This window comes from Arthrobacter sp. NPDC055138, from assembly GCF_053607305.1.
Genome location: NZ_JBSGTH010000003.1, coordinates 319,557 through 346,198, shown reverse-complemented (window position 1 = coordinate 346,198; position 26,642 = coordinate 319,557). Strand labels below are relative to the sequence as shown.

The window sequence follows — 26,642 nt, the reverse complement described above, 5'->3', positions numbered from 1 at the left end:
CCACAGCGACGCAGCCCACAGCGGGACCCGACCCACCGCCGTCGCTCTTTAGACTGGTAGGCATGACTTCAACGCTGGTGGCCAAAGACCTCTCGGGCGGCCACGGCCACCGCGCCCTGTTCGCCAACCTGAACCTGACCGTCGCCCCCGGCGATGTGGTGGGCGTGGTCGGCGCCAATGGCGCCGGCAAGACCACGCTGCTGCGCATCCTGGCCGGCGTGGATGCGCCGCTGGCCGGATCGGTAAGCACCGCGCCGTCGGATGCGTTCATCGGCTGGCTGCCGCAGGAACACGAGCGGATTCCCGGCGAGACCATCGCCGCGTACATCGGCCGGCGCACCGGTGCGGCCGAGGCCACCGAAGCGATGGAGTCCGCCGCCGAAGCGCTGGGCTCCGGCTCCAAGCAGGCCGACGACGCTTACGCCGCGGCGCTGGACCATTGGATGGCCAGCGGCGCCGCGGATCTGGAGGACCGGATCCCGCCCGTGCTCGCCGAGCTCGGTCTGGAGGTAGGCCCCGATGCCGCCATGACCAGCCTCTCCGGCGGCCAGGCCGCGCGGGCCGCGCTGGCGGCCTTGCTGCTGAGCCGGTTCGACGTAGTGCTGCTGGACGAGCCCACCAATGACCTGGACCTGGCCGGGCTGGCCCGGCTGGAGTCCTTCGTGCAGGGCCTGCGCGGCGGCGTGGTGCTGGTGTCCCACGACCGCGAGTTCCTGGCCCGCTGCGTGACCACTGTGGTGGAACTGGATCTGGCGCAGAACAAAGTGGCGGTGTACGACGGCGGCTACGACGCCTTCCTGGAGGAGCGTGCCGTGGCCCGCCGGCACGCCCGCGAGGCCTACGACGAGTTCTCGGAGAAGAAGGCCGACCTGGTGGCGAGGGCGCGCACCCAGCGGGAATGGAGCTCGCAGGGCGTCCGCAATGCGATGAAGAAGAACCCGGACAATGACAAAATGCGCCGCAAGGCCAGCACCGAATCATCCGAGAAGCAGGCGCAGAAGGTCCGCCAGATGGAATCCCGGATTGCCCGGCTGGACGAGGTGGAAGAGCCGCGCAAGGAGTGGCAGCTGCAGTTCAGCATCGGCGCCGCCCCGCGCTCCAGTTCCGTAGTCGCCACACTCAATCAGGCAACGGTCTGCCGCGACGGTTTCACGCTCGGCCCGGTCTCGCTGCAGGTCAACGCCGGCGAGCGCATCGGCATCACCGGCCCCAACGGCGCGGGCAAGTCCACCTTGCTGCGCCTGCTGCTGGAACACCAGGAGCCCGACGACGGCGCCGCCGCCCTGGGTGCCAGCGTCGCCATCGGCGAGATTGACCAGGCGCGCGGCCAGCTCGCGGAGGACCAGCCGCTGGGCGCCGCCTTCGAGGCGCTGGTGCCGGACTACAGCCAGGCTGAGGTCCGCACCCTGCTGGCCAAGTTCGGGCTCAAGGCGGACCAGGTGACCAGCAGGGTCGGCGCCCTTTCCCCCGGCGAGCGCACCCGCGCCGCCCTCGCGCTGCTGCAGGCCCGCGGCGTGAACCTGCTGGTCCTCGACGAACCCACCAACCACTTGGACCTGCCCGCCATCGAACAGCTGGAGCAGGCACTGGACGGCTACGACGGCACCCTGCTGTTGGTCTCCCACGACCGCCGACTGCTGGAGAACGTCCGGCTGGACACCCGCTGGGACGTCGACGCCGGCCAGGTTTCGATCAGCTGACCGGCGGGGGCCTTGCAGCGCTGCGCATTCCCAGTGTTGGGCTGTCGGCTATTCGAAGTCGGCCAGCCAGAGGTCCGGGCCGAACACTTCGTACTGAATGTCCTTGGCGGGAATCCCTCGGGCAATAAGGGCGCTCCGCACGGCCTTCATGAAGACCAGCGGGCCGCAGAGATAAAACTCGGCGTCGGTGGGCAGCTCGGTGTTGGTCAGGTCCATAAAACCCACCTGCACACCTTCCACCTGCTGGGTCCGTTCGCCAGGCTGCTCGTACCAGGTGCCCATCGAGGCATAGGGCAGTTTCGCCAAATCCGCCGTGACCTGTTCGTGCAGCGCAAACGTCTCTTCGGAATGGTCCGCGTGCAGCAGGACCACCGTGCGCTGCGATTCGGACTGGACCAGGTGCGACAGCATTCCTGCCATGGGAGTGATGCCGATGCCGGCGCTGGCGAACACGATCGGACGGTCCGAGTACTCCAACACCACGTCGCCGAAGGGAGCGGAAAGGACTACTTCGTCTCCTACCTGCGCGTCGCGGTGCAGCCAGGTCGAGACCTCCCCGTCCGGCTTGCCGCTGTCGCCGTGCACACGTTTGACCGAGAACTGCCGATGCTGGCCATCATCGGCCCGCGTCAGAGAGTACTGCCGGGGCTGGTGAACGCCGTCGGACATTCTTGCTTTCAGCGTGACGTACTGGCCCGGCAACGACGGCTTCACGTCCCGCGCGTCGGTCCGCTCCACCACAAAGGTCACCACGTCCGGCGTTTCCTGGATCCGTTCCGCCACCCGCCAGGTGCGCCAGACTTCGTCTGGTCCCAGATGCACGGCGTCGTAAAGTCCGCGTTCCTTATTGATCAGCAAGTTCGCCATCAGCCAGTAAACCTCATCCCAGGCCGCCGCGACCGGCGGAGTCACCGCCTCCCCCAGAACGTCGCCGATGGCCCACATCAGATTGTCGTGGACAATTTGGTACTGGTCCGGCCGCAGGCCCAGCGAGACGTGTTTATGCGCGATGCGCGACAGCAGGTGGTCCGGCAGGTCGTCCGGCTTTTCGATCAGCGTGGTGGCAAATGCGGCGATGGAACCGGCCAGCGCTTGCTGCTGCTTCCCGTCGGCTTGGTTGCCCCGGTTGAAAAGGCCGTCCAACAGTTCCGGCCGTTCCTCAAACATGTGCCGGTAGAACCGCTGGGCAATCTCCTGGATGTTCTCCCCTACCACGGGGAGGGTTGCCTTGATGATGGGTGTGGACGTATCTGACAGCATCGTCGCTGCTCCTTCCGGTTGTCCCCGACAACTCCCACCTTTCTCGGACTGCAGAGAAAATGCCACCCCCGGCGGCCTCTAAACCTACTGAAATTTGCGCCGTCCTACCCCTTGGCCAGCCCGGCTGACGGTATTCCTTACGATGGCTTCCCGCCTCTTAAAATTCCCCATTGCGTGCCGACAAATCGGCGCTTACCCTGATGCCAAGGGTAGGAGCGCGCCATGGAAGTCACCCTTTTTGTTACCGACGTCGTACTCGCCTTCGTCCCCTTTGTGGTGCTGGTGTTCGGCCCCAAGCGGCGGATCGACAGACCCGTTGCATCGCGCCGCCGCCACACTTCCGGCTTAGCAGCTTACCGACGGGCCAGAAAGAAGGTAGCCCCGGAAATAGCGGGGGTTGCACTCCTTCCGCCTACTCCGGGTGTCGGTGGAGGAACCGGAACTCCGGTGAGACTGCGGGCAGCCCGGCGGCCCACTGGACCGAGGCCCCACCGGGCTCCCAAACGTCATTCCCGGGGACCGCGATGAGGCCCTCGCGATGCCGACTGGGCAGGATCGCCGCCGGTTTTGCTCCAGCCGTTCGCAACTAGGTCGTGCCCGGTCCTCGGCTGCGCGGCTTGGACCCTGTTCCGTCGTAGACGATGCAGCTCACGGCGGCCTTCCGCACGATCTATTGCCAGGGCCTGGCAGCACGCCTGCCAGCCCTTGACCGCGCCTGCAACCCAAGAGTAAGTTGTAATCAACCGAAAGGTTGATCAAGGGAAGAGTTGAATACAGTGACAGATCGCAGCGACGAGGCACTTCTGGATCGGGCCTTCATGGCCCTGGCAGATCCGGCTCGCCGCCGCATCATCGCCCGGCTCAGCCGCGGACCGGCAACGGTCAACGAACTGGCCGAGCCCTTCGAGATCACCAAGCAGGCGGTCTCGAAGCACATCCAGGTCCTCGAGCAGGCGGAACTGGTCACCCGCACCCGGGATGCCCAGCGTCGGCCCGTCCACCTGAACGCCGCACGGCTCGAGACGCTCACGGCATGGATCGACCAATACAGATTGGTCCGCGAGGCGCAGTACCGCGGGCTGGATGCCGTGCTCAACCACCTATCCAAGGACAAATCATGAGCAACGCACTCAAAGTCTCCGTCCCGGACGGCGTCCCGTTCATCGAGACCGAACGAGAGTTCGACTATCCAGTCGCCGAGGTCTTCCGCGCACACAAGGACCCGGAGTTGATCAAGCAGTGGCTGGGTCCACGCGGAATGAAGATGGACATCGACCATTACGACTTCCGCTCCGGCGGCAGCTATCGCTATCTGCACACCGGCCCCGACGGCGTTCAGTACGCCTTCACCGGCGTCTTCCACACCGTCCGCGACAACGAGTTTGCCATCCAGACCTTCGAATTTGGCGGTTATCCGGATGTTGTCAGCATCGAGTTCATGACGTTCGAGGACCTCGGCAACGGGCGCTGCAAGCTGATCGGCCACTCGGTCTACCCCACACTCGAGGCACGCGACGGCATGGCGCAATCCGGAATGGAAGGCGGTATGAGCGAGGGCTACGAACGGCTGGACGAACTGCTCGCCGGCGTCCGGACCGCGTAAAAGCAGGACAGAATCAGGTCGGCAAAGGGGCCGGGACCCGCGGGCTCCGGCCTCTTCGGCGTGGCCTTCGCGGCCCCTTCGCTATCCCCTTCGCTGCGTCTTCGCTGCACCCCTCGCCGTGCCCTTCTCGCGACCTGCGGCCGCACCTCCGCCTGGACAGTCGTCAGCCTCCGACCATTGGCGTCCTCCAGATTAGAAAGTATGCTGAGGATCCCCTGCACCCGAGACGGAAGGTGGTTCCATGGCCAACGATGATGAAGGACGCACGGAAGTCGCCAAGATCCTGAAGGACGCGGATATCTGCATCCTGACCACGGTCAATGCCAGCGGTCAGTTGTTCAGCCGCCCGTTGGCACTGCAGGAAGCCGAGTTCGACGGCGACCTGTGGTTCGTGACGCAGGATCCCTCGCCCAAAGCCGACGAAATCCGCGGCAACCCGCACGTCAACGTTTCGGTCAGCGGCTCGGACGGTTATCTGTCCCTCTCGGGGACGGCCCGGATCGTCCGCGACAAGGCGAAAATTGACGATCTGTGGGGTCCCTCGCTGGAACCCTGGTTCGAGCACGGCAAGGACGACCCGGCGGTGGCGTTGATTCACGTCGAGGCGCACACGGCCGAATATTGGAGGCCGGATTCACCCAAGGTCCTCACGCTCTTCAAGCTGGCCAAAGGCATGGTCACCGGCAAGAAAGCTGACGACATCGGCAAGAACGACGTCGTCGACCTTTAGTGCGGCTCCGACCGCACGGCACCCACCGCACACACACTAAAGGAGTCAGCAATGTCCGGAAATCTCTTGGCCCGTTCTGTGCACGACCTCACCGCTGCCGCCTGGTTCGGCGGTTCGCTGATGGGCGCCGTGGGCCTTAACGGAGCGGCCGCTGCCGCCAAGGACCCGCGCGAACGCACCCGACTGTCCAGCGCCGGGTGGATGAAATGGGCTCCGGTCCAGACCGCCGCATTCGCAGGGCACCTTGCTTCCGGAGTACCCCTGCTGATGGGCAATAAGGGCAGGATGCTCAAACAGGAAGGGGTCATGCGGTACACCGTCATCAAGAGCGCCGTCACCTTGGCGGGTGCGGCGGTGACCCTTTACGCCGGGATGCTGGGCAAGAAGGTGGAACGGCTGTCCGAGGAAGGAGCCCAGGGGGCAACCGAACCCTCTCCCGCGGCGTCGCCGGAGCTGAAATCCGCTCAGGTGCAGCTCAAGGCGCTGCAGTGGACCATCCCCGTCTTCGCCGGCGCAGTCATCGTGCTGGGCGCCAAACACGGCGAGATGCAGCGGCCCGTCACCTTCCTTGAGGGTCTGCTGAAGCACGGCGAGATGCAACGGCCCGCCGCCTTCCTTGAGAGCCTGCTGAAGCACAGCGAAATGCAACGGCCCGCCGCCTTCCTCGGCGGCCTGCTGAAGCACAACGAGATGCAACGGCCCACCAGCTTCCTCGGGGGGCTGCTGAAGCACTAAGTGAGGGACGCTTGCACCGAAAGATGAGGGCGCTGGCGGGGGTCACCGCTCCCCTGCTGCTCGTGACGGGCTGCAGCACCGGGCTGGCCGAACCGCTGGGACAGTCCGCCAAGGAGGCATCGGCGGCAGCGGGATCGGCGGCCATGGTGCTGCGGCTGGAAACCGAGGGCAAGGCCACGGACGCGCTTGCGCAGACCACCCTCGGCGACATGGTGGCCCAGAGCTCGGCGGCCTACAAAAGTGCCGCCGAGCTGACGCCGAAGACGCCCGGCGATCTGGCGCTGCAGCAGAACGTGCTAAAGAACCTGGACAAGGCTCTCCGCAGTCTGCACAGCGCCGAGGTGGCGCAGGAAACCGGAGACGACTCCGCCTACCAGGCCGCGGTGGACCAACTGCAGGCGCAGGCGGCGGAGCTGGCGGAACTGGGCAAGGAGCTCAAGCCGTGAGCGGCAAGGACGCCGGTTCCGTTGCGGACCAGGCCACGGGCAAGTCGTCGGCCAATCTCAGCATCCTCGGCGTCGCGCTCGGCATCCTGACCGCCATCGGCGGCTTCGTGGACATCGGCGACCTGGTGACCAACGCCGTCGTCGGATCCCGCTTTGGGCTCAGCCTGGTCTGGGTGACGGTGCTGGGCGTGGTGGGCATCTGCATTTTCGCGCAGATGTCCGGCCGGGTGGCGGCGGTGAGCGGCCGGGCCACGTTCGAGATCATCCGCGAACGGCTGGGACCGCGGGCGTCGCTGCTGAACCTGCTGGCATCGTTCTTCATCAACCTGATGACGCTCACGGCGGAGGTGGGCGGCGTGGCGCTGGCGCTGCAGTTGGCCAGCAGCGTGCACTACCTGGCGTGGGTGCCGGTGGCCGGATTCGCCGTGTGGCTGGTGGTGTGGCGGGTGAAGTTCAAGATCCTGGAGAACGTGACCGGTCTGCTGGGCCTGACGCTGATTGTGTTCGCGGTGGCCCTGTTCCTGCTGAACCCGGACTGGAACCACCTGTTCACCCAGGCCACGCATCCGGCAGTGCCGGAAGGCGAGGCTCCGGCGACGTACTGGTACTACGCGGTGGCGCTGTTCGGCGCGGCGATGACGCCGTACGAGGTGTTCTTCTTCTCCTCGGGCGCGGTGGAGGAGAAGTGGACGGTGAAGGACCTGTCCCAGTCGAGGCTGAACGTGCTGGTGGGCTTCCCGCTGGGCGGGTTTTTGTCCATCGCCATCGCCGCGTGCGCCGCCGTCGTGCTGTTGCCGGCGGGAATCGGCGTGACCTCGCTATCCCAAGTGGTGCTGCCTGTGGCCGAGGCCGGCGGGAAGTTGGCGCTGGCGTTCGTGATTGTGGGAGTGCTGGCGGCAACCTTCGGGGCGGCGCTGGAAACCACGCTCTCCAGCGGCTACACGCTCTCGCAGTTCTTCGGCTGGTCCTGGGGAAAGTTCCGGCGTCCGGTGCGCGCAGCGCGGTTCCACTTGGTGATGATCCTGTGCTTGCTGGTGGGCATGGGCGTGTTGGCCACCGGCGTGGATCCGATCAAGGTCACCGAGTTCTCCGTGGTGTTCTCCGCGGTAGCGCTGCCGCTGACCTATATCCCCATCCTGATTGTGGCCAATGACCCCGAATACATGGGCGAGCATGTGAACGGCAGGGTACTGAACTTCGCGGCGATCGTGTTCATGGTGATCATCCTGCTGGCCGCCATCGCCGCCATCCCGCTGATGGTCCTGTCGGGAGCCGGCGCATGATCCCCGCAGGCAAAATGTTCGACGCCGTCATGCATCTGCTGGACCGGCAGGTTTTGGACGTGGACAAGATGCCGGTCACCGTGGCGGACGATATTGAACTCTCCGACATCCCGTCCGGCCGCATCCCAGCGGGCACGCCCGCACCGGTGATCACCAACCTGCTGGCCGGCTCGGTGCTCGGCACGCGCATGTTCGGCGGCCGCCCGCCGTCCTCCCGGCTGAACCGGATCCGCTGGAAGCACGTAGCGGAACTGGGCACCGCGCTGCGGCTGAACGTCCGCGGCGAGAACCTGGACGTGCTCTGGACCGAGCGCTGGGTGCAGCAGCGGATCATCGGCCGGATTCCGGGAGGCCGCCATGATCCTGAGTGACCTGCTGACGGCGAAGGTGTTCGACCACGCCGGCGCTCGGTTGGGGCGGGTGATCGACGCCCGGTTCGCGCTCGACGGGCCGCCGCAGGCGGAGGCATCGCTGGCCCAGGCACGACTGGTGGGCCTGCTGGTCAGCCCCCATTCGCGCGGGTCCTACCTGGGGTATGAGCGGCGCGACCTCAACGCGCCGTGGCCCATCGCGAAACTGGAGCGATGGCGGCACCGCGGCTCGTTCCTGGTGCTGTGGGAGGACCTGCACAGCATTGAGGACGACGGCGTGCACCTCCGCGCGGGATTCACCCGCCACGACGTCCGGTTGAGTTAGGCAGGATTTCCACGCGGCCGGATCTCCACGCGGCCGCAAGCGGCCTTGGTCGATCACCGGCAGCAAACCCGGACGGGCCTTGGTCGATCACCGGTGCGCCAATACCTGGCGGCATGTGTCGATGCCGGCGGCAAACCCGGACGCAGTGCGATCACCGGCATCGCCGCGGAGAGTCAGCGTTGATAGCTTGCATATCACAGCTACCATTGGTGAAACGAAAGCATCAGACGGCAGAAGTGGGGGAACGGCATGCCGGCAGTATCATGACGGCCACCACCAAAGCGGCGGTCGCCTTGTCGTGGGCTGCCATCGCCGGCATTTCCGCCGCGGGGCTGCTGGTACTAGTGCAGGTAGTTGCCGCCTCATTCGTCGCGCCGCCCCGCTTCAGCCTGGTGGCGGCTATTTCCGTGGTGGTCCTGGTCCTGGCCTGGCACCTCCGCGTGGATACGCCCTTGATGCGGCGCCAGACCACTGCGGCGATGACCGCCGTGGTCATTGCCTGCAACGACCTGACCGCGCCACTTCATCAGACCGTGGCGGTGGTGGGAGTGGGGCTGCTGGCCACGCGGGTGGTGTTCCGGCGGTTCCGGTGGGCGGACCTGTATTGGTTCATCAGCCGCCTGCTTGCCTCCGCCATCCTGGTGGCGGTATTCCAGGATGCCCAGGCAGCCGGCATCTTCTGGCCGGTCGCGCTGGTGGCCGGCTGGCTTGCTTTCTTCCTCACGGCGATTGCGGTCGAGGGCGCGTTCACCACGTCGTCGAATCGGCGCAGCACGTTCCGCAACGGCATCGGCTGGCCGCCCGCGCTCGGCACGCTGGCCATCAATCTTCTCCTCTGCCTGGCCGGGCAGCACGCCGCGATACAGTTCCACCGCGAGGGCGTCCAAGCGTTCTTTCTGGTCTTCTCCTCCGTCCTGGCGCTGGCCGTGACCGGCTGGCTGCGCAACCGGGACCTGCGCCGCCGCCTCACCGGACTGGTGGACGCTTCGCTGGAGCTGCCCTGGAATCCGGATGGACTCGACAAAACCTTGCTCGCCGCCGCCAGCGCCTCCGTGCGGGCGGACAACGTGACGCTGCAGCCCGAGGCTCCGGCGGACAAGGAAATCGGCGTCCGGATGCGCCGCTGGGACGACGGCGACAACTATCTGGTGGCCTCACGGAACGGCGGCGCCCAGTTCACCGAAGAAGACGAGCAGGTGCTCGACGCGCTGGCGCACGTGGGCAGCATTATGGTCCGGCACGACGAACTGGTGCACGAACTGCGGCTGCAGGCGGACACGGACGCCTTGACCGGCCTGGGCAACCGGCGCACGCTCTGGCACCGGTTGGCCGAGATTAACACCGGCAGGGAACCCGGCGAGGCCATCGCCGTCGTCTATCTTGATCTGGACGAGTTCAAGTCCGTCAACGACCAGCACGGCCACGACGTGGGCGACCTGCTGCTGACCGCCACCGCGCAGCGCATCCGGTCGGAGATCCGTCAGGAAGACGTCGCTGCGCGCATCGGCGGCGACGAATTCGTCGTCGTGCTCCGCGACGTTGGCACCGAGGCGGACGCCCGCGTGGCGGCCGAGCGCATTGCTGCCACGATCTCCCGGCCGCTCACCGCCCGCGGCAGTACTGTGCAGGTCAAAGCAAGCATCGGCGTGGCCTACTCCGGCCGCCCGGCAAAGGACATCGAGGAGCTGCTAAGGAACGCCGACGCCTGCATGTACGGGGCCAAGCGCCTGCAGCAGCGGCTGCGTGAGGGCGGGCGCACCGGTTCCGGTTCCGGTTCCGAAACCAGCCTGACCGTGGCCGTGGAACGCGGCATCCGGCGGCACCGGCTGCGGGTGGCGCTGCAGCCCATTATCGCGCTGGATCTGGACGCGATTGTGGGTTTCGAGACGCTGGCCCGCTACGAAGACGAGGAGCTGGGCAACATTCCGCCGGACCAATTGGTGGAGGAAGCGAACCGGCTGGGCCTGCTCAACGAGCTGACCATTCAGATCATCGACGGTGCGGCCGCCGCGATGGAGCGGGTGTGCGAGATCAGCGACCTGCGCTCGATCTCCGTCAACGTGGAGCTGGGCCAGCTCACCCCGGGCTCCACCGTGGTGGATCGGCTACGCCGGATGCGCGCCGAGGCGCCGGAATTGAACGTCATCATTGAGTTGACCGAGAACTCGCTGGACACCATGACCGAGGAGTGCCGGATCATGCTGGCCCAGCTGCGCAGCGAGGGCTTCAAGATCGCCGTGGACGACTTCGGCTCCGGCTATTCGTCCATGAACTCGCTGACCGAGTTCGCCTTCGACATCGTCAAGGTGGACCGCGCGCTGGTCAGCGGGCACGACGGCAGCGCCCGGAACATCGTGGTCAGCCACCTGATCGCCATGTTCACCGCGCTGAAGGCTGATGTGGTGATCGAGGGCATCGAGACCGAAGAGGCCGTGGAATGGCTGGCCGGCTGCCCGAACCTGAACGTGCAGGGCTTCTACTTCGGCCGGCCCATGTGGCCGGATGAGCTCATCGCCCGGCTGGAAACTTCCGGTAAGGCTGCGCGTCCGGCATCGGCGAGGCTTGCGCACCCCGCCATGGTCGACTAACGACGGCGGAGCCCGGCTCAGCTCGCCGTCCCACCCCGCCGTCGTTGACTAGGGACGGCGGAGCCCGGCTCAGCTCGCGGCTTGCCTGACTAGCTCGGCGATCTTGGCTTCCCCGGCTTCGCTCAGCTTCGACAGGGCGTACGACGTGGGCCACATGCCATCATTCTCATCGAGGTTCGCGTCCTCGTTGAATCCGAACGTGGAGTACCGCACTTTGTCTCCCTGCCCGCTGCGGAAGAAACAGACAACCTTCCCGGCTTTGGCGTAGGCGGGCTGGCCGTACCACAGCTTGGGCAGCAGCTCCGGCGCTGCCGTAGTCACGATGTTGTGCAGGCGCTCCGCCATGTCGCGGTCCGGCATCGGCATCTCCGCGATCTTTGACAGCACTGCTGCCTCATCGGCTGCTGCCTTTTTCTTCTGCTTCTCGCTGGCTTTGGATTCAGCTGCCATCACACGGCTCCTCTAGTGGCTGGTGGTTTCTCCTACGACGAAGCTACTGCAATTGCTCCAAGGCCTTCAGTTGCAGCACGATCCATGGGCTGAACGCCCAGGGCGCAGCAGTTGCGGCTGTCTGCAAATCCGACGGGAGCACCCAGCGGTACTCGGCTACTTCGTCATCCCTCGGATCGGGTTCACCCACTGCCAGCGCGGTGTAGACAGGGCAGAACTCGTTCTCGACCACTCCGGAGGCGTCCACCGCCCGGTAGCGGAAGTCCGGCAGCACCAGCTTCAGGTCTTCGAGTTCCAGCCCCAGCTCGTAGCGCACGCGGCGCCGCACGGCGTCGGCCATCTGCTCCCCCGGTGCAGGATGCCCGCAGGCGGAGTTGGTCCATACGCCCGGCCAAGTCAACTTGTTCAACGCGCGGCGGGTGACCAGCACCCGTCCTTCGGCATCGGAAATGTGGCAGGAGAACGCTAAGTGCAGTGGCGTCTCCCCTGTGTGGATTGCGGCCTTGTCGGCCACGCCGGACGGCTTCAGATTCTCGTCCAGCAGTACTACCTGCTCAGCGCCGTTGACCGTCATGTTCGCCTGCCAACTGCAGGCCGCTGCCTGCGAAAGAACCCCGCACAGCGGTCAATCGTCGTCATGTCCGCCATCTTACGGGCGCAGCGGACGGACCCGAATTCGAGTTGTGCCGTCTCCACCCGTTCCAAGAGCCCTCCCGTCGGGAAACCTGACGTCACCTACATAGGTCCATCCCGCTGATTTCAGACGAGCACGCCGGCCGGTTGAAGCTTATCCCGGGCGTTCTTCCAGGGTTTCACCCAAGCCATCTCCTCCGGGACCAAGACTCCCCCGCACACACTGCAGCTCTCCGCCTGGGTGGTTTCGTTGCCGCAGGCCTCGTGGATCATGGTCATGTGTCCTCCGCCGGCGGGCATGTCGGTATGCCGTTCGCCCCAGAGGGCGAGTTGCTGCAGCACCGGCAGTAGTTCTGCCGCTGCCGCGGTGGCGGCGTACCCCTGACGGGTGCGGCCGCCGTCACGGTAGTCGACGCGGACCAGCAGGCCGGCATCCAGCATGGAGCGGAGCCGACGGCTGAGCACAGCCTCGGAGACACGCAGGTTGTCCCGTAGCGAGTCGAACCGTCCGCGCCCATGAAGGACGTCGCGAACGATCAGCAGGACCCACGGATCACCCAGAACGTCGAGTGAGCGCCGGATCGGACACAGTTCAGCTGACCAGTCGGATCGAAGCGGCATGTCGTTCCCTTCCCGTCGATTCCTCGATTACACTGCTGCTGACAGTATAGCTTCCTTCAAGAAAGTCAGCTCATGGCGCGCCCCTTACCCGGCCCACTCCACCCGCCCAAGCGCTTCCGCATCCACCCGGCATGGTGGGTCGCCGCGGTGGCGTTCCTCGCGCTCCTCAGTGCCGCCGGCTTCCGAGCAGCGCCGGGTGCACTGATGATGCCGCTGCACCACGAGTTCGGCTGGTCAACGAGTGCTATGTCGCTGGCGGTGAGCGTGAACCTCTTGCTCTACGGGTTGACCGCACCGTTCGCTGCCGCCTTGATGGACCGGTTCGGCATCCGCCGCGTCGTCGCGACGGCGCTGGCAATGGTGGCATTGGGTGCTGGTGGCAGCGTATTCATGACCGCTTCGTGGCAGCTGCTGGTCTTCTGGGGATTGCTGATCGGCCTGGGCACCGGTTCGATGGCGTTGGTGTTCGCCGCGACCATTGCCAACAGATGGTTCGTCCGGCGCCGCGGACTGGTCATGGGCATCCTCACCGCGGGCTCCGCAACCGGCCAGCTCGTCTTCCTTCCGCCCGTTGCCGCCCTGGCCGAAGGGGTGGGGTGGCGAGCCGCGTCCCTTCTGGTTGCGGCCGCGGCACTCATAGCCGTCCCTGCCGTCTGCCTGGTGATGCGCGATTACCCCGAAGACCGCGGCGTCCTTCCCTACGGCGCCGAAGCAGCGTCATACGTCCGTCCGGCACGTGCCGTCGGCGGCGCGTCCCGGCGGGCGTTCGAAGGCCTTGCCTACGCGGCCCGGCAACGCTCGTTCTGGGCTCTGGCGATTGCGTTCGCGATCTGCGGCGCAACCACGAACGGACTCATCGGCATCCACTTCATCCCCTCCGCACACGACCACGGCATGCCCACCACCACGGCCGCCGGCCTGCTGGCCGTCGTCGGCATCTTCGACATAGCCGGCACCATCGCCTCCGGTTGGCTCACGGACAAGTTCGACCCGCGCAAACTCCTTGTCGCCTACTACGTGTTCCGCGGAGCCGGCCTGCTGATGCTCCCCTGGCTCTTGGCGGAATCCGTGCACCCCAGCATGATTCTGTTCATCGTGGTCTACGGTCTCGACTGGGTCGCGACGGTCCCGCCCACCGCCGCGCTGTGCCGCGAGATCTTCGGCGACCGCGGCACCATCGTCTTCGGCTGGGTGTTCGCCGCGCACCAGATCGGCGCTGCGGCCGCCGCGCTGGGGGCAGGCGTGATCCGCGACGTCTTCGGCACCTATACCTACGCGTGGTGGGGTGGCGCCGCCATGTGCGTGCTGGCCGCCATCCTCTCCATCGTCGTCAAGCGCACTCGCGCCAACACACGAATCACGGCCTTGACCGCTGACGAGAAGGAAACAACCCCAGAGGTTCGACGGTAGACCCATATGACCGATATCATCGCCGTATGACGATGCAGCGAGAGCGGACTGTCGACCGAACCGGAGACCTGGCGCCGGCGGCTGCCCTATTCCACAGCCTTTCCGACCCCACCCGCCTGACCATCCTGCAGCACTTGACCACCGGCGAGCACAAGGTCCGGGACCTGACCGAGCATCTGGGGCTGGCCCAGTCCACGGTCAGCGCACACCTGGCGTGCCTGAACGACTGCGGCCTGGTCACCTCGCGCCCGGTGGGACGGGCTTCGCTGTACTCGCTCACCACCGAGCCCGAACTGCTGGCAGCACTATCCGCCGCGGAGCGTTTGCTTGAGGCGACGGGCTACGCCGTCGAACTGTGCCCCACTGTTGCCGGGAGCCGTTCCGGGACGGAGGCGTCTGCATGAGCGGCCACCACCATCATGCCGGGCCGACCCACCGCGGCCGGCTGGCCATAGCCTTCGCCATCACGGCAACCATCCTGATTGCCGAAGTGATCGGCGCCTTCATCACCGGCAGCCTTGCGCTGCTGGTGGACGCCGGACACATGCTGACCGACGCGGGCGGCCTCCTGATCGCGCTGATGGCCGCATCGCTCATGGTCCGCCCGCATACGCCGCGCCGGACCTGGGGTTACCTCCGGATGGAAGTGCTGGCAGCGGGCGCGCAGGCCGCGATCCTGCTGGCGGTGGGTATCTACGCGCTGGTCGAAGGTGTCCAGCGGCTGTTCGCCCCGCCGGAAGTCAACGCGGACGGCCTGCTGGTTTTCGGCATCATCGGCCTGCTGGGAAACATTGCGTCCATGCTGGTGCTCAGCGCCGGCCGCAATGCCAACCTCAACCTGCGGGCGGCGTTCCTCGAGGTGGTCAACGATGCCCTCGGCTCGGTGGCCGTGATTATCAGCGCGGTCGTTATCGCCACCACCGGGTGGACGCAGGCAGATGCCTTGGCCGCCATGCTGATTGCGCTGCTGATTGTGCCGCGGACCATCAAGATCCTGCGGGAAGCCGGCAGCATCCTGCTGGAAACCGTGCCGAAGGGCCTCGATCTGGAGGACGTCCGCCAGCACATCCTGGGAGTGCCGCACGTGCTGGCCGTGCACGACCTGCACGCGTCGCGGATCTCATCGAACATCCCGGTGCTCAGCGCGCATGTGGTGATTGAGGATTCCTGCTTCGTGGATGGCCACGCCCCGCAGGTGCTGGACCAGCTCCAGCAGTGCGTCGCCGAGCACTTCGTGGTCAGCGTGGAACACTCCACCTTCCAGCTGGAACCTGCCGGGCATCTGGAGCACGAACACCCGGCGCACGACTGACTGCCCGCGGCTGCCAAGCAGCGCAGGCGGCTGCCCGCTACGGGATCGGCACGGTGCCGATCGGGCCGAAGCGCTTCATCACCATGGTCGATGTGAGCCGCTGGACGCCGGGCAGGCCGCCGAGCGCGGTGTCATAGAGCACTTGATAGGCGGCCAGATCGCGGGTCAGGACCCTCAGCATGTAGTCGATCTCTCCGAACAGCCGCTGGGCATCGACGATGTTCGGCACGGCGGTGACGGCAGCCTCGAAGGCGGCGATGGTCTCCAGATCGGTGCGTCCCAAGGTCACGAAGAGAATCGCCTCAAAGTGGAGCCCAACGGCCTCCGGAGACACGACGGCGCGGTAGCGTTCGATCGCTCCCGACTGTTCGAGATCCTTCAGCCTTCGATGGCACGAGGAGAGGCTCAGCCCCACCCGACTGGCAAGGTCGGTGGCACTCATCCGCCCGTCGTCTTGGAGCAGTGAAAGAATCTCCCGGCTTAATGCATCCACGCCGGTAATTGTTTCACAAAAACCGGCAATCAGGCAGGAGAAGCGCAGAACATTTCACCGATTTCGGCGTAGCATTTACGGCTGTTGGCAAAGGTCGCGGGAAAGAAGAAGCTCCATGGATATGTCGCTGGTCCTCCAGTTTTGGGTGGTGGCGCTGCTGCTAGCGCTCACGCCGGGGGCGGACTGGGCATATGCCATCGGCGCTGGCCTGCGGGCGCCCTCGGTGGCCCCGTCGGTGCTGGGAATGGCGTTCGGCTATGCGGTGGTGGTCTGCATCATCGCCGTTGGAGCGGGCGCCTTGGTCACGCAGCACCCGATGTCGCTCACCGTGCTGACCATCGCCGGCTCGGCGTATTTGATCTACTTGGGCGTGAACACTCTGGTCAGCAAGGCTGGCCAGGTGACCGCCAGCGACGCTCCCCTCGGGCATGCCCCAGCCGCCCAGTTTTTCCGCGGCGCCGGCGTCAGCGGGATCAACCCCAAGGGACTGCTCCTGCTGCTGGCGCTGCTGCCGCAGTTCACCTCGCCCGCCGGTTGGCCGTCGGCAGCGCAGATGCTGTTCCTCGGCGGACTGCACGTGGTCAACTGCCTCTACATCTACTTCGCCGTCGCACTGCTGGCCCGGCGCATCCTTCGCTCGAAGCCCCGCGCCAGCGCCATCCTTGCCAAGGCTTCCGGCCTGATCATGGTGCTGATCGGGTTGGGCATATTGGTGGAAAAGGGCGCCGAACTGCTCTAGGAGCACGCTCGCATCCACATTTCCAGCTGGGAACTTCACCGGGAGTTGACTGGCCGGCCTTTCCCTTTCGGACTGATTATCCGTGCGAGCCGAGAAATGGCCAACAATCAGTTCGGTTTTCAGCAGCCGCAGCCGAAGCCCCATTAAAAGCTGCGCTCGAATTGATGGTGTCCCCCGGTCGTGCGGGTAGAATATGCGTGGTCGAGAATGGGACCGAAGTCCCCGGCATTTGAGCGGATCCTTAGGAGAGCAACTCGTGGCTTCACCGCTGGCGCTGCAGTCCCAGATCTATCGGTCGCTGCCTGAGATGGAACGCTCTGAAGCCATCGTCCGCCGGATCTCTACAGCAATCTCCTTAGGCATGCTCCGGGTTGGAGAGCGACTCCCTGTTGAGGCGGAACTGTCGGAGATGTTTGGGGTTGCCGGCGCGACCCTTCGGGATGCCCTGGCCGTCCTGCGCAAGCAAGGCGTCGTCGAGACCCGGCGGGGGCGAAACGGCGGGACTTTCGTGATCAAGTCCCCCGCCACCCCGGAAGAGAACTTGCGCCAGTACCTGCGCGAAACCTCCATCGCCGACCTTCGCGATCTGGGCGACGAACAGACGGCGGTGGGCGCGGCCGCCGCACGTCTGGCCTGCGACCGGGCTGACCCCAAGGACTTGGACCGCCTGGAACGGCTGGCCCACGGGCTTGAGCAAGCCACCACGCCGGAAACCCAGGCGCGGGCCGATAGCCGCTTCCATATAGAACTGGCGGTGGTGGCCCAATCCCCCCGGCTGACCAGTCAGGAAATCAAGCTGCAAGCCGAAGTCGGACAACTCCTGTGGACTCCCTTGGCAGGCGTATTCGACGAGCAGCTAGCTGCCCGCGAACACGCGGGGATCGTTACCGCTGTGCGGGAAGACGACCCCGACCGGGCGCAGCGCCTGGTCTTGGAACACATCCGTCGCAACACGTATCACTTGATCGATACCAAGCTGACCCTCACGCATGCCGGCGAAGAACAGGAGAATTCATGACCGCGCCAGCAACTTCACAGGCTGCCGACAGCGCAGCCGCCATCGAGGCATGGCTCAACGGGCTGTACCAGGACCTCCACGCGTCGTCGAAGGACGTGGCAAACCAGCTAGAGGAAAGAATTTCCTCAGGCAGCAACATATCACCCGCCGACATTGTGGGTATTGCCGAAATGGCCGCATCATTTTTGGATTCACACGACATAGCCGTTGGCGCCGGCGAAATATTTTCCCTTTCGGCTATCAAGGATGCCGAAGGCGTGCTGGAATGGTGGATCCGGAACGATTCAGGCGGTATTGAAAAATTCGGCTTTGATTTAGCCCCGGAGGGCGATCGGTTCTACGATTACGAGAAGCTTCCTTGGTTCTCGATTGCAGCGAAAACAGGACGCCAATCGATCTCCGGCCCGTACGTGGACTACTTGGGCTTCGACGAATACATCGTCACCTGCGCCGTTCCTACTTATGTTCACGGCCGGTTCATCGGCGTCACGGGCTGCGACATCCGAATCCGGGACCTGGAGAACAAGCTGATTCCGATCGTCCGTCGAATCCCGGGCGATGCTGCCCTCCTGAACGACCAGAACCGCGTCATCCTGGGCAATTCGGGCCGCTTCATCGTGGGTGAACGCATCAAGTCCGAGCCCGACGGTTTCGCTTTCCTGCCGCTGGACGTGCCCAACCTGAACCTGCGGCTGATCTGCCCAACCAACTAGGCAGACCAGCCCTTCAGGCGTCGACCCGGTCTGCCAGCCGTAAGACGTTATCTCCCCTCCGGTCTTGCTCCAGTCGGCTGAAGCGGACGAACTCGGCAAACAACGCTGTCCGGTCAACCGCGTTCCCGTCCGAATCCTCCGGGTGCCACTGCACGCCGACCACCCAGGTCTTGCCCGGATGCTCGGTCCCTTCGACAACGCCGTCATCAGCAACCGCTATGGCCGTCAGTTCGGTGGCCACCGCCCCCACCGCCTGGTGGTGACCCGAGCGCACGGTGATCCGTTCGCTGCCCATGATCGCGGCCACCTTGGAGCCGGGCAGCAGCCGGACGGACTCGTCCAGAAACATCGGGCTTCCCGGGCCTCCGCGATGCAGGTGCCACGGGTCCAAGTCCGGAATCAGGGTGCCGCCGCAGGCCACGTTCAGTAACTGCGAACCCCGGCAGATGGCCAGCATCGGCTGGTCCCGCATGAGAACACCCCGAATCAGCTCCAGGCAGTACTCGTCGGCGCGGCGGTCCACGCCGTAGGTATTCGGCACCGGATCGTGGTGACCGTACAGCGCGCCGTCCACGTCGCCGCCGCCCAGGAAGAGCACGCCGTCGTAGGCGGCCAGTTCCGCGGCCGGCAGCAGGTCCGCAGCCGCGCTGTCCACCAGTTCGGCGCGGGCACCCGCCGCCACAAGGGTTTCCAAGGCTGTCCGAGTGAACCGCTCCATGAGTTCCAGCGTTTGGTCTGTCATGCCGGGAAAAGTCAGGGAGACCACGACGGCGATCCGCGGCGCGTCTGCCGACAGGTCCGCAAGCCCGGACGGCAGCACCCGTGCGGGCTGCACCTGCAGCTGCCGGGCGCTCACCGCGAACCTGCCCCGGCCAGTCCGCCCTCCGTAACGGCGACACGACGCCGTGCCGCCGCCCGCACCACCCACTGGAACAGCGCGTGGTCGCTGGCATTGGTCTCCGCGGTATCCTCCGGGTGCCACTGGACCGCCAGCATCGGGGCACCCGGCACTTCCACCGCTTCCACCACACCGTCCCTGGCGCTAGCGGCAACCGTCAGGCCTTCACCTAATATGCCGATCGCCTGGTGATGATAGGAGGAGACGTCCGCCGCGTCGCCGCCGATGACCTCAGCCAGCAAGGAGCCCGCGGCGACCTGCACCGGATGGACTGTGCCCTTGTGCTGCACCTCCCCGGGGCCCAGATGCTGGATCAGAGTTCCGCCGCGACCAACATTCAGAAGCTGCAGCCCGCGGCAGATCGCCAGCAGCGGAACGTCCGCGGCAAGACAGCCCTCGATGATCCCGGCCTCGTAGGCGTCCTGGCCGTCATAGTCGGTGGGCCAGTAGTGCTCGTCGGGCTCGGCTCCGTACAGCGACGGCGCCACGTCGGCTCCGCCCGGCAGCACGACGCCGTCCAGCCGGGCAAGCTGCTCCGCCGGAGAATCACCGGTTCCCGGAAACATGATCACGGGCTCACCCCCGGCCCGGACGATGCAGCGGAGCACCGCGGCGGCAACGGCGACGCCGTCGTAGCGCAGGCCGTGGACCGAGCTTGACCACATGCCCGGCACCCCGATCAGCGGACGAGTCATGCCCGGACCTCGGTGGCCAAGGGGAACGGCAGGTGCGGCATCCACTCGGCCCAGGCCGCCCCCAGCCGGCCGTCCGAGATCACGGTGACCAGCGCAGCGTTGAGTCCGGCCAGCAGCTGCTGGTTATCCTTCGCCACGCCGATGCCCCAGTGGTTGCCGGTCCGGGCGGTGAAGGCCACATCGTAGGCAGGATCCTCCCCCAGCGGGACGGTCACGACGTCGTCGTCAATCATCGCGTCCACGTCACCGTTGCGCAGCGCCGCGAGCATGTCGGCGAAAACGTCGTCGCTGGCACCGAAGGCCACCGGAATGATCCCCGGGAAGGTGGAGGCCAGACGCATATTGGCGCTGCCTTCGATGGCGCCGACGCGGTAACCGGACAGGTCCTCCGGCGCACGTGCCGGATCGCCCTTCCGCACCAGGACGGTCTCGTCGAACACCGCGTACGGCTTGGTGAAGTCCACCAGCGCCTGGCGCTCGGGGATGATGCCTTGGCCGCACCAGACCGCGTCGACCTTGTGGTCTTGCACGGACGGGAGCATGTCGTCCCACGGCATGCACGCCCACTCGACGCGCAGGCCCATCACCGAAGCGACCAGTTCGGCAGCCGCGGGTTCGTACCCGCGCCGCTGGCCGCTGGCGTCGGCGCGGCTGAACAGTGGCGGAGCCTCTGAGTCGATGCAGGCCAGCCGCAGGATCCCCGGGGTCAAGGTCTGAACGCCGCTCACGGGATGGTCTCCCAGTACATCTCGCGGTCCCATTCGGTGATGGCGCCGCAATAGCGGGCCCATTCCTCCTGCTTGAGCTGGGTGTAGATCGCCACCAGGTCCTCCGGCAGCGCCGCGGTGAGGTAGGTGTCCGAGACGAACGCGTCGATGGCGTCGCCCAGGGTGAGCGGCAGTTGGCCGCCGCCGGGGCCGTCGGCTCCACTGTCGGGTAGGCCCGGATCCAGTTGACGGTTCAGACCGTCCTGCATCGCGGCGATCAGCAGCGTGTGTGACAGATAGGGGTTCACCGCGGCGTCCGGGACGCGGTACTCCATCCGGCCGTTCGAGGAGATGCGGATCAGGCAGCCGCGGCTGTCCAGCCCCCAGTTAACCAGGCTTGGCGCGAATTGGCCGGCGTCCCAGAACCGTTTGTAGGAGTTTACGGTGGAAGCCATCACCGCCATTGAGCCCGGCGCGTGGGCGAGCAAGCCGCCGATGGCGTGCTTCGCCGTTTCCGAGACGTGAAGCTCCACCCGCCCGGCGTCCTCGATGACGTTGGTGTCGCCGTCCCACAGGCTCAGGTTGTGGTGGCAGCCGTTGCCCATCTGTCCGTTGTAGGGCTTCGGCATGAAGCTGGCGGTGACGCCGAATTCGCGGGCCACCTGCTTGCAGATCTGCCGGTAGGTCACCAGCCGGTCGGCAGTGTTTTCCACCCGGTCATACATCCAGTTCAGTTCGAGCTGGCCGTCGTCCTCATAGTCGCCCTCGATCATGTCCAGGCCCATGGCCTTGGCGTAGGTGATCAGCTGCTTGTAGATGGGACGCATCCTCTCCAGGTTCTCCACCTGATAGGCGGGGCTGGTGCCTGGCTTCTTGACCACCTCCAGTCCGGGTCCTTCCCATGTCATCTCCGGTTCGGTTCCGGAGCGGACCTCGAAACCGGTCCGGGCGGTGAATGCCTCGTGTGATCGGATCAGCAGGGAGCGGGTGTCGACCGGCATCAGGCGGCCCCCGACCTCCGGCAGGTGCGGGGGCTCGTAGGCGGTGCAGAAGATGCGTGCCACCGAGGTGTCCCAAGGCAGCACCACGAAGGTGTCCGGCTCCGGCAGCGCCCAGAACTCGCGGGCCTCGATGCCGCCGCCGATCAGGTTGCCGTAGCGGTCGTTCTGCAGATCGGACAGCGCGGTGCGGTGAAAGCAGATGCCCTTTTCCAAGTTGCGGCGGAAGTGGTTGGCGGGAACCATCTTCGCCACCATGCGCGAGCCGATCGTCGGCAGCGCGTAGTAGACGTATTCCACGCCTGCTTCTTCGATCTTGCGGCCGAGTTCGCGCACCGTTTCGGGGCGCAGGTTGCGCTCTTGATGGCGCATGAAGGCATCGCGGTCGGCCAGTACCGCGTGCATCTCGACGGCGGCCGTGTCCGGCCGTACGGGTGTCAGTGTCATCTCAGTCTTCTTTCGGGTCGGTAACCAGGCTGCCGTCTAGACGGCGGCCAACTGGGAGCCGGCGGGCAGGCCGGCGTCGGTCACGAGCTTGCGGTAATGCAACTGGCGGTCGGCGGGCAGTGCAGAGGTGACGGCGGCGATGAGCCGGTCGCCGCGGTAGTAGGCCAGGGCAGCGCCGTCGGCGGGCCGCAATGGGTCCCCTTCCAGGACCTCTATCCGGTCGGCAACCGCCGGGCTGCCAACGCCTTGGACGCGGATGCCGAAGATGTCCGTCCAGAACGAGGGCAGCGGCGCCGCGGGTTCCGGTGTTGGGCTGCCGTTCAGTCCCGCGACCAGGGCGGGAGCGGCGATCTTGGCGGTATCGGTCGGGGTGGCCCAGTGTTCCACCCGGCGGGGCGCGGTGCCGGCGCGTCGGTCCGGGTAGCGCGCCACGTCACCGACGGCAGCCACGTGGTCCGTCCCGAGCACCCGCAGATGCCCGTCGCAGAGCACGCCGTCGGTCAGGTCCAGGCCGTTGCCGGCCAGCCACTCGACGTTAGGCTGCGAACCGACAGCCTCGATCACGGCATCGGCCGGTACCTCGCTCCCACCGGTCAGGCGGACACCGGTGCAGCGCTGCGGCCCGTCGGTCCCGTCGTCCTGCCAGGTGAACGCGGCGACGCGTTCACCCGAGAGGCACTCGACCCCGCGTTCGGCCAGGAAGTTTCGCATGCCGGTGCTGAGTTCACGGCCGAGTGTGCGCTGCATCGGCCCGCTGCTGCCTTCGATCAATGTCACTCGACAACCCAGCAGCGTCGCTGTGGCAGCTACCTCGCAGCCGATGAATCCTGCACCGATCACAACGATCCGGGCATCCGGCCGCAGATCCCGGTGCAGTCCCAGCGCGTCCTCCAGGGTGCGGATGACGTGTCTGCCGTCCAGCGGACCCGGCACCCGGACCCGCGCCGGCCGCAGCCCGGTGGCCACTACCAGTCCGTCGTAGCCCAGCTCCTCACCGGTAGCCAAAGTCAGCCTCCGGCCGGTGAGGTCCGCCCTCATCACCGGCGCACCGAGCTTCCAGTCGATGTCGGTGGCGGTGCGGCGCTGCCGCAGCGTCACCGTCGCCAGGGCTTCCTGGATCGAGCCCGGAGACTTCAGCAACTCCTTGGATAGCGGCGGCCGGTTGTACGGAGGGTGGATTTCCCCGCCGATGACGAGGATTTCCTCCTCCCAGCCCGCCGACCGTAGCTGTTCGGCGGCGCGCAAACCTCCCATCGAGGCTCCGGCGATGGCGATTCTGCGGGCCATGATCAGTCCTTGAGGAAAATCGCTTGGACAGGGCAGACGTCGATGGCTTCTTCGACAACGTCCAGGAGCGAGTCTTCAAACGTCGGCTCATATTCGAGGACGCCGTCCGGATTCATCCGGAATACTTCCGGGGCTGCGATAGCGCACTGGCCATGGTTGTCGCACAAGCTGCGGTCGACATCAACGGTCTTCATGGGGATCCTGCTTTCTGTTGGTGCTGGGGTGCTGTCTAGTGCTGCCTGCCGGCTAGCCGCGCTGTGTGAAGCCGATCGGCAGGCGGGTGGGGCCCGTGTTGCCGGAATCCGGAAGCCACTCGTCTCCGCCGATCAGGTGCGGGTCGGCAATCCGGCTGGCAAGCAGCGGCAGGGCCTCGCTCATGTCCGCCCGCGCAACGAAGTGGCCCAGGCAGTGGTGCACGCCGCCGCCGAAGCCGTAATGCGGCGCGTGTTCGCCCAGCAGGTCCATTTCGGGGTTGGGGAACGCCATCGGGTCGGTGCCCGAGGACTGGGTGAAGAGGTGGACTGTGGTTCCCTTTTCGATGAAAAGGTCCTGGTAGGTGAAATCCTCCACTGCTTCCCGGGTGACCCAGGTGACCGTCGGATTGGTCCGCATGACCTCCTCGACAGCCTTGGCACCCAGCTCCGGCCGCTCAGCCAGCAGCTCCCACTGCTCCGGGTTGCGGATGAAGGACTGCATCGCCAGGCCCAACTGGTTGCGGGTAGTGTCCATGCCACCGAAGATCAGCAGCACCAGTGCGTTGCGCAGTTCCTCGTCGCTGAGCCGGTCACCGTCCCGGCTGGCGAGCACCAGACGGCTGACGAAGTCCTCCCCCGGGTTGGCCTGGCGGTCCCTGATCAGCTCGTCGGCGTATTCATACAGCTCCGCCACAGCCGCCTCGACCTTGTCCAGGTCCCGCTTGAAGGTCACGCCGAGTGCCAGTCCCACGGTGGAGGCCAACCTGGCGATCTTCGGCCATTCGCTCTCCGGAATGCCCAACAGGATGGTGAGCACCCGGGTGGCGTAAGGCTCGGCGAAGTCGCGGATGAACTCGCACTCGCCCTGGTCGATGAACGCGTCTACCAACTCGTTTGCCAGGGCCTGGAACCGCGGAACCAGGTCCTTGATCAGCCGCGGCGAGAACGCCGGGTTGAGCAGCCGGCGGATGCGGTGGTGGTCCTCGCCTTCCAGCACCAGCAGATTCTTGGTCCACCAGTCGTAGAACAAGCCGCCATGAACCCCGTTGTGGGCGGGCCACTGGGCACTGCCCTGCTTGAGCTTGGGGCTCTTGAGCAGCTTGCTCACCTCGTCGTACCGCAGCACGGCGATGCCAAAATTGGTCCTCGCGTACCAGTTGGCCGCGCGTGCGTTGCGCAGTTCTTCGGACTGCATGGCGAACGACGGATCCGAAATGTTCAGGTACGGAATGTCAACAGTGGGCGTACTCATGGTTGGAACCTTTTCCTCATCTTGCTTTAGGTGGATTGCTGGGCTGGAAGGCCCGGACTGTGGCGCTAGGCGGAAAGTGATCCGGCAGGGACTGCATCTCCTGCAGGTGCGTCGCCCTTGAGGTAGGGCTTCTTCCAGACCATGTAGATCAGGCCAACAACCACCACGCCGACGGCGGAGATCAGCACCAGGTAGTTGACGAACCAGCCCGCCTCGGGCGTCCGCGGCCACGCCATGTTGATCATGCCGATCACGCCCCAGGTCAGGGCCGCAATGTTGACCGGGATCCCCCAGGCGCCGAGCCGGAAAGCGCCCTTGGCCTTCCAGCCCTTGAGCTTGGCCCGCAGCGAGGCCAGGACAACCATCTGGAAGCCCATGTACATGCCCATTGCCGCGAACGAAATGATGGTGACCAGGGCGTCTTCGGAAACCTTGGAGCCAATGACGATGATGGCCGGGACCAGGCCGGCCAGCAGCAGGGCGTACGGCGGAACGTGGCGGGTTTCGCTGAACTTGCTCAGCAGCTTGCTGCCCGGGAGGATCCCGTCACGGGCCATCGAGTAGGCCAGCCGCGAGGACGCGGCCTGAAGGCTCAACGCGCAAGACACGAAGGAGATCAGTACGATCCCGAGGACCACCTTGAAGCCAACCGGTCCGAAGGCCGAGAGCAGCACATTGCCAATCGGGTCGGTGTCCTCGCCGGAGATCACGGCGCCAAAGTCCGGCACGGCCAGAATGAGGGAGAGGCAGACGAACATCGCGGCGAAGCCACCGATGTAGATGGTCATCCGCATGGCCTTGGGGATCCGCACTCCGGGATTCGGCACCTCTTCGGCCACGTCGCCGCAGGCTTCGAACCCGTAATACTGGTAGATGCCGATCAGGCCGGCAGCGGCAAAGGCGATGAAGTAGTTGCTTCCTTCGCCTGCCCCAAAGCTCTGGAACAGGACGCTCAGATCGTGCTCGCGTGCGGTGGTCAGCAGCCACACGCCGACGGCGATGGCGCCACCCAGTTCCGCCAGCAGGCCGAGCATGGCGACCTTGCTCAGCACCTTGGTGCCGCCGAGGTTCAAGATGGTGGCCAACGCGATGACCACGAGGGCGGAAATGATCACCGTGTCGACTGTGCTTTCAAAGCCGAACAGCAGGCTGAGGAACGGACCGGCACCGTAGGAAACGCTCGCGATGGTAGCCAGTAGGGCGCAGAGGTAGATCCACCCGTTCATCCAGCCCCACTTCCGGCCCCAGAGGCGGCGTGACCATGGGTAGACACCCCCAGCCACCGGGTAATTGGAAACGATTTCGCCGAACACGGTGGCGACCAGCAGTTGGCCCAGGCCCACGATAACGAGGGACCAGAACATCGGTGGCCCCGCGATGCCCAGCGAGGCAGCGAAGAGCGAGTAGATCCCCACGACCGGGGACAAGTAGGTGAAGCCCAGGGATACGTTCCCCCAGAAGGTCATTTCGCGCTTGAATTGCTTCTCATACGAGTAGCCAAGGCTGGCAAGGTGCTCGGCGTCTTCGTCGACGCCCGAACCTTCAGCGGGTCTCGTCATTTCGGCTGACATTGCGCTCCTTCAAAACGAATAGTCAGTGCGGTGGACGGTGCACAGGAGTTTGCTGCCTCCGCATGTGATTGAGATCACAATAATGTCGATCACGAAAAAACCCTACAAATGAATGTTTTGTTTGGCAAGGGTTTCTTTTCCCGGCCAAACCTCCTCCCACCAG

The 26,642-nt window shown here is 65.7% G+C and carries 28 protein-coding genes and 1 pseudogene; 16 read left to right on the top strand and 13 right to left on the bottom strand.

Annotated elements, in window-relative coordinates; genetic code table 11:
- The first annotated feature begins 62 nt into the window (after nt 1-62).
- Nucleotides 63-1,700: an ABC-F family ATP-binding cassette domain-containing protein gene (locus ACWF5H_RS09755; RefSeq protein ID WP_452036496.1), complete on the top strand. Its 1,638-nt coding sequence runs from the start codon at nt 63-65 to the stop codon at nt 1,698-1,700.
- Between the two features lie 48 nt (nt 1,701-1,748).
- Here the strand turns inward: ACWF5H_RS09755 and ACWF5H_RS09750 are convergent, their stop codons facing one another.
- Nucleotides 1,749-2,960 carry an FAD-binding oxidoreductase gene (locus ACWF5H_RS09750; protein WP_452036494.1) on the bottom strand — a complete coding sequence of 404 codons (1,212 nt, stop codon included), beginning with the start codon at nt 2,958-2,960 and terminating at the stop codon, nt 1,749-1,751.
- Nucleotides 2,961-3,778: 818 nt separating this feature from the next.
- On the opposite strand from ACWF5H_RS09750, the gene ACWF5H_RS09745 reads away from it, so the two are divergent.
- From ACWF5H_RS09745 to ACWF5H_RS09705, 9 genes and pseudogenes are all read left to right on the top strand, one after another.
- Nucleotides 3,779-4,081, top strand: a complete 303-nt coding sequence (locus ACWF5H_RS09745) for an ArsR/SmtB family transcription factor (protein ID WP_452036725.1) — start codon at nt 3,779-3,781, stop codon at nt 4,079-4,081.
- A complete protein-coding gene (locus tag ACWF5H_RS09740; protein ID WP_364646514.1) occupies nt 4,078-4,563 on the top strand; it encodes an SRPBCC family protein in 486 nt (161 codons plus the stop codon). The genes ACWF5H_RS09745 and ACWF5H_RS09740 overlap by 4 nt, the downstream gene beginning before the upstream one ends.
- Nucleotides 4,564-4,804: 241 nt before the next feature.
- On the top strand, nt 4,805-5,293 hold the full coding sequence (locus ACWF5H_RS09735) for a pyridoxamine 5'-phosphate oxidase family protein (protein ID WP_452036492.1): 489 nt from the start codon (nt 4,805-4,807) through the stop codon (nt 5,291-5,293).
- A gap of 51 nt (nt 5,294-5,344) precedes the next feature.
- Nucleotides 5,345-5,872: pseudogene (locus tag ACWF5H_RS09730) on the top strand (hypothetical protein); the annotation flags it as partial.
- Between the two features lie 167 nt (nt 5,873-6,039).
- Nucleotides 6,040-6,474: a hypothetical protein gene (locus ACWF5H_RS09725; protein WP_452036491.1), complete on the top strand. Its 435-nt coding sequence runs from the start codon at nt 6,040-6,042 to the stop codon at nt 6,472-6,474.
- Between the two features lie 62 nt (nt 6,475-6,536).
- The gene (locus tag ACWF5H_RS09720; RefSeq protein WP_452036724.1) at nt 6,537-7,757 is read left to right on the top strand and encodes an Nramp family divalent metal transporter; all 1,221 of its coding nucleotides are present in this window, start codon (nt 6,537-6,539) and stop codon (nt 7,755-7,757) included.
- On the top strand, nt 7,754-8,128 hold the full coding sequence (locus tag ACWF5H_RS09715) for a hypothetical protein (protein WP_452036489.1): 375 nt from the start codon (nt 7,754-7,756) through the stop codon (nt 8,126-8,128). The genes ACWF5H_RS09720 and ACWF5H_RS09715 overlap by 4 nt, the downstream gene beginning before the upstream one ends.
- Nucleotides 8,115-8,453, top strand: coding sequence for a PRC-barrel domain-containing protein (locus ACWF5H_RS09710; RefSeq protein ID WP_452036487.1), 339 nt, complete (start codon nt 8,115-8,117; stop codon nt 8,451-8,453). The genes ACWF5H_RS09715 and ACWF5H_RS09710 overlap by 14 nt, the downstream gene beginning before the upstream one ends.
- A gap of 263 nt (nt 8,454-8,716) precedes the next feature.
- On the top strand, nt 8,717-11,041 hold the full coding sequence (locus ACWF5H_RS09705) for a putative bifunctional diguanylate cyclase/phosphodiesterase (RefSeq protein WP_452036486.1): 2,325 nt from the start codon (nt 8,717-8,719) through the stop codon (nt 11,039-11,041).
- Nucleotides 11,042-11,110: 69 nt separating this feature from the next.
- On the opposite strand, the gene ACWF5H_RS09700 is transcribed toward ACWF5H_RS09705, so the two are convergent.
- The 3 genes from ACWF5H_RS09700 to ACWF5H_RS09690 form a co-directional block, all read right to left on the bottom strand.
- The gene (locus tag ACWF5H_RS09700) at nt 11,111-11,491 is read right to left on the bottom strand and encodes a DUF1801 domain-containing protein (protein WP_364646496.1); all 381 of its coding nucleotides are present in this window, start codon (nt 11,489-11,491) and stop codon (nt 11,111-11,113) included.
- Nucleotides 11,492-11,534: 43 nt separating this feature from the next.
- Nucleotides 11,535-12,065 carry an isopentenyl-diphosphate Delta-isomerase gene (gene idi / locus ACWF5H_RS09695; RefSeq protein ID WP_364646493.1) on the bottom strand — a complete coding sequence of 177 codons (531 nt, stop codon included), beginning with the start codon at nt 12,063-12,065 and terminating at the stop codon, nt 11,535-11,537.
- Nucleotides 12,066-12,250: 185 nt separating this feature from the next.
- Nucleotides 12,251-12,745 carry a winged helix-turn-helix transcriptional regulator gene (locus ACWF5H_RS09690; protein ID WP_452036484.1) on the bottom strand — a complete coding sequence of 165 codons (495 nt, stop codon included), beginning with the start codon at nt 12,743-12,745 and terminating at the stop codon, nt 12,251-12,253.
- Nucleotides 12,746-12,817: 72 nt separating this feature from the next.
- Between ACWF5H_RS09690 and ACWF5H_RS09685 the strand changes: the two genes are divergently transcribed.
- From ACWF5H_RS09685 to ACWF5H_RS09675, 3 genes are read left to right on the top strand one after another with little or no spacing between them, the layout of a single operon-like run.
- Complete coding sequence (locus ACWF5H_RS09685; protein ID WP_452036483.1) at nt 12,818-14,155, top strand: MFS transporter; 1,338 nt, start codon at nt 12,818-12,820, stop codon at nt 14,153-14,155.
- Between the two features lie 26 nt (nt 14,156-14,181).
- Complete coding sequence (locus ACWF5H_RS09680) at nt 14,182-14,559, top strand: ArsR/SmtB family transcription factor (protein ID WP_452036481.1); 378 nt, start codon at nt 14,182-14,184, stop codon at nt 14,557-14,559.
- Nucleotides 14,556-15,467: a cation diffusion facilitator family transporter gene (locus ACWF5H_RS09675; protein ID WP_452036479.1), complete on the top strand. Its 912-nt coding sequence runs from the start codon at nt 14,556-14,558 to the stop codon at nt 15,465-15,467. The genes ACWF5H_RS09680 and ACWF5H_RS09675 overlap by 4 nt, the downstream gene beginning before the upstream one ends.
- A gap of 37 nt (nt 15,468-15,504) precedes the next feature.
- Here ACWF5H_RS09675 and ACWF5H_RS09670 read toward each other — a convergent pair whose 3' ends face one another.
- Nucleotides 15,505-15,960, bottom strand: coding sequence for an Lrp/AsnC family transcriptional regulator (locus ACWF5H_RS09670; protein WP_364646479.1), 456 nt, complete (start codon nt 15,958-15,960; stop codon nt 15,505-15,507).
- Nucleotides 15,961-16,075: 115 nt separating this feature from the next.
- Between ACWF5H_RS09670 and ACWF5H_RS09665 the strand changes: the two genes are divergently transcribed.
- The 3 genes from ACWF5H_RS09665 (at nt 16,076) to ACWF5H_RS09655 (ending at nt 18,430) form a co-directional block, all read left to right on the top strand.
- On the top strand, nt 16,076-16,699 hold the full coding sequence (locus ACWF5H_RS09665; protein ID WP_452036477.1) for a LysE family translocator: 624 nt from the start codon (nt 16,076-16,078) through the stop codon (nt 16,697-16,699).
- A gap of 256 nt (nt 16,700-16,955) precedes the next feature.
- Entirely contained in the window at nt 16,956-17,717 is a 762-nt protein-coding gene (locus tag ACWF5H_RS09660) for a FadR/GntR family transcriptional regulator (RefSeq protein WP_364646474.1), read from the top strand.
- On the top strand, nt 17,714-18,430 hold the full coding sequence (locus ACWF5H_RS09655) for a cache domain-containing protein (RefSeq protein WP_364646471.1): 717 nt from the start codon (nt 17,714-17,716) through the stop codon (nt 18,428-18,430). Before ACWF5H_RS09660 ends, ACWF5H_RS09655 begins: the two co-directional genes overlap by 4 nt.
- Before the next feature lie 13 nt (nt 18,431-18,443).
- Here the strand turns inward: ACWF5H_RS09655 and ACWF5H_RS09650 are convergent, their stop codons facing one another.
- From ACWF5H_RS09650 to ACWF5H_RS09615, 8 genes are all read right to left on the bottom strand, one after another.
- The gene (locus tag ACWF5H_RS09650; RefSeq protein WP_452036475.1) at nt 18,444-19,286 is read right to left on the bottom strand and encodes a gamma-glutamyl-gamma-aminobutyrate hydrolase family protein; all 843 of its coding nucleotides are present in this window, start codon (nt 19,284-19,286) and stop codon (nt 18,444-18,446) included.
- Nucleotides 19,283-20,023 (bottom strand): gamma-glutamyl-gamma-aminobutyrate hydrolase family protein, encoded by a 741-nt coding sequence (locus tag ACWF5H_RS09645; protein WP_452036473.1) that lies wholly within the window; start codon nt 20,021-20,023, stop codon nt 19,283-19,285. The genes ACWF5H_RS09650 and ACWF5H_RS09645 overlap by 4 nt, the downstream gene beginning before the upstream one ends.
- Nucleotides 20,020-20,751, bottom strand: coding sequence for a substrate-binding periplasmic protein (locus tag ACWF5H_RS09640; RefSeq protein WP_452036471.1), 732 nt, complete (start codon nt 20,749-20,751; stop codon nt 20,020-20,022). Before ACWF5H_RS09640 ends, ACWF5H_RS09645 begins: the two co-directional genes overlap by 4 nt.
- Nucleotides 20,748-22,175, bottom strand: coding sequence for a glutamine synthetase family protein (locus tag ACWF5H_RS09635; protein WP_452036469.1), 1,428 nt, complete (start codon nt 22,173-22,175; stop codon nt 20,748-20,750). Before ACWF5H_RS09635 ends, ACWF5H_RS09640 begins: the two co-directional genes overlap by 4 nt.
- 36 nt (nt 22,176-22,211) lie before the next feature.
- Nucleotides 22,212-23,462 (bottom strand): NAD(P)/FAD-dependent oxidoreductase, encoded by a 1,251-nt coding sequence (locus ACWF5H_RS09630; RefSeq protein ID WP_452036467.1) that lies wholly within the window; start codon nt 23,460-23,462, stop codon nt 22,212-22,214.
- A gap of 2 nt (nt 23,463-23,464) precedes the next feature.
- Nucleotides 23,465-23,656 (bottom strand): ferredoxin, encoded by a 192-nt coding sequence (locus ACWF5H_RS09625; RefSeq protein ID WP_452036466.1) that lies wholly within the window; start codon nt 23,654-23,656, stop codon nt 23,465-23,467.
- A 52-nt stretch (nt 23,657-23,708) separates the two neighbouring features.
- Entirely contained in the window at nt 23,709-24,908 is a 1,200-nt protein-coding gene (locus ACWF5H_RS09620; RefSeq protein WP_452036464.1) for a cytochrome P450, read from the bottom strand.
- 65 nt (nt 24,909-24,973) lie between these two features.
- Nucleotides 24,974-26,479, bottom strand: coding sequence for an APC family permease (locus tag ACWF5H_RS09615; RefSeq protein WP_452036462.1), 1,506 nt, complete (start codon nt 26,477-26,479; stop codon nt 24,974-24,976).
- Nucleotides 26,480-26,642: the final 163 nt, after the last annotated feature.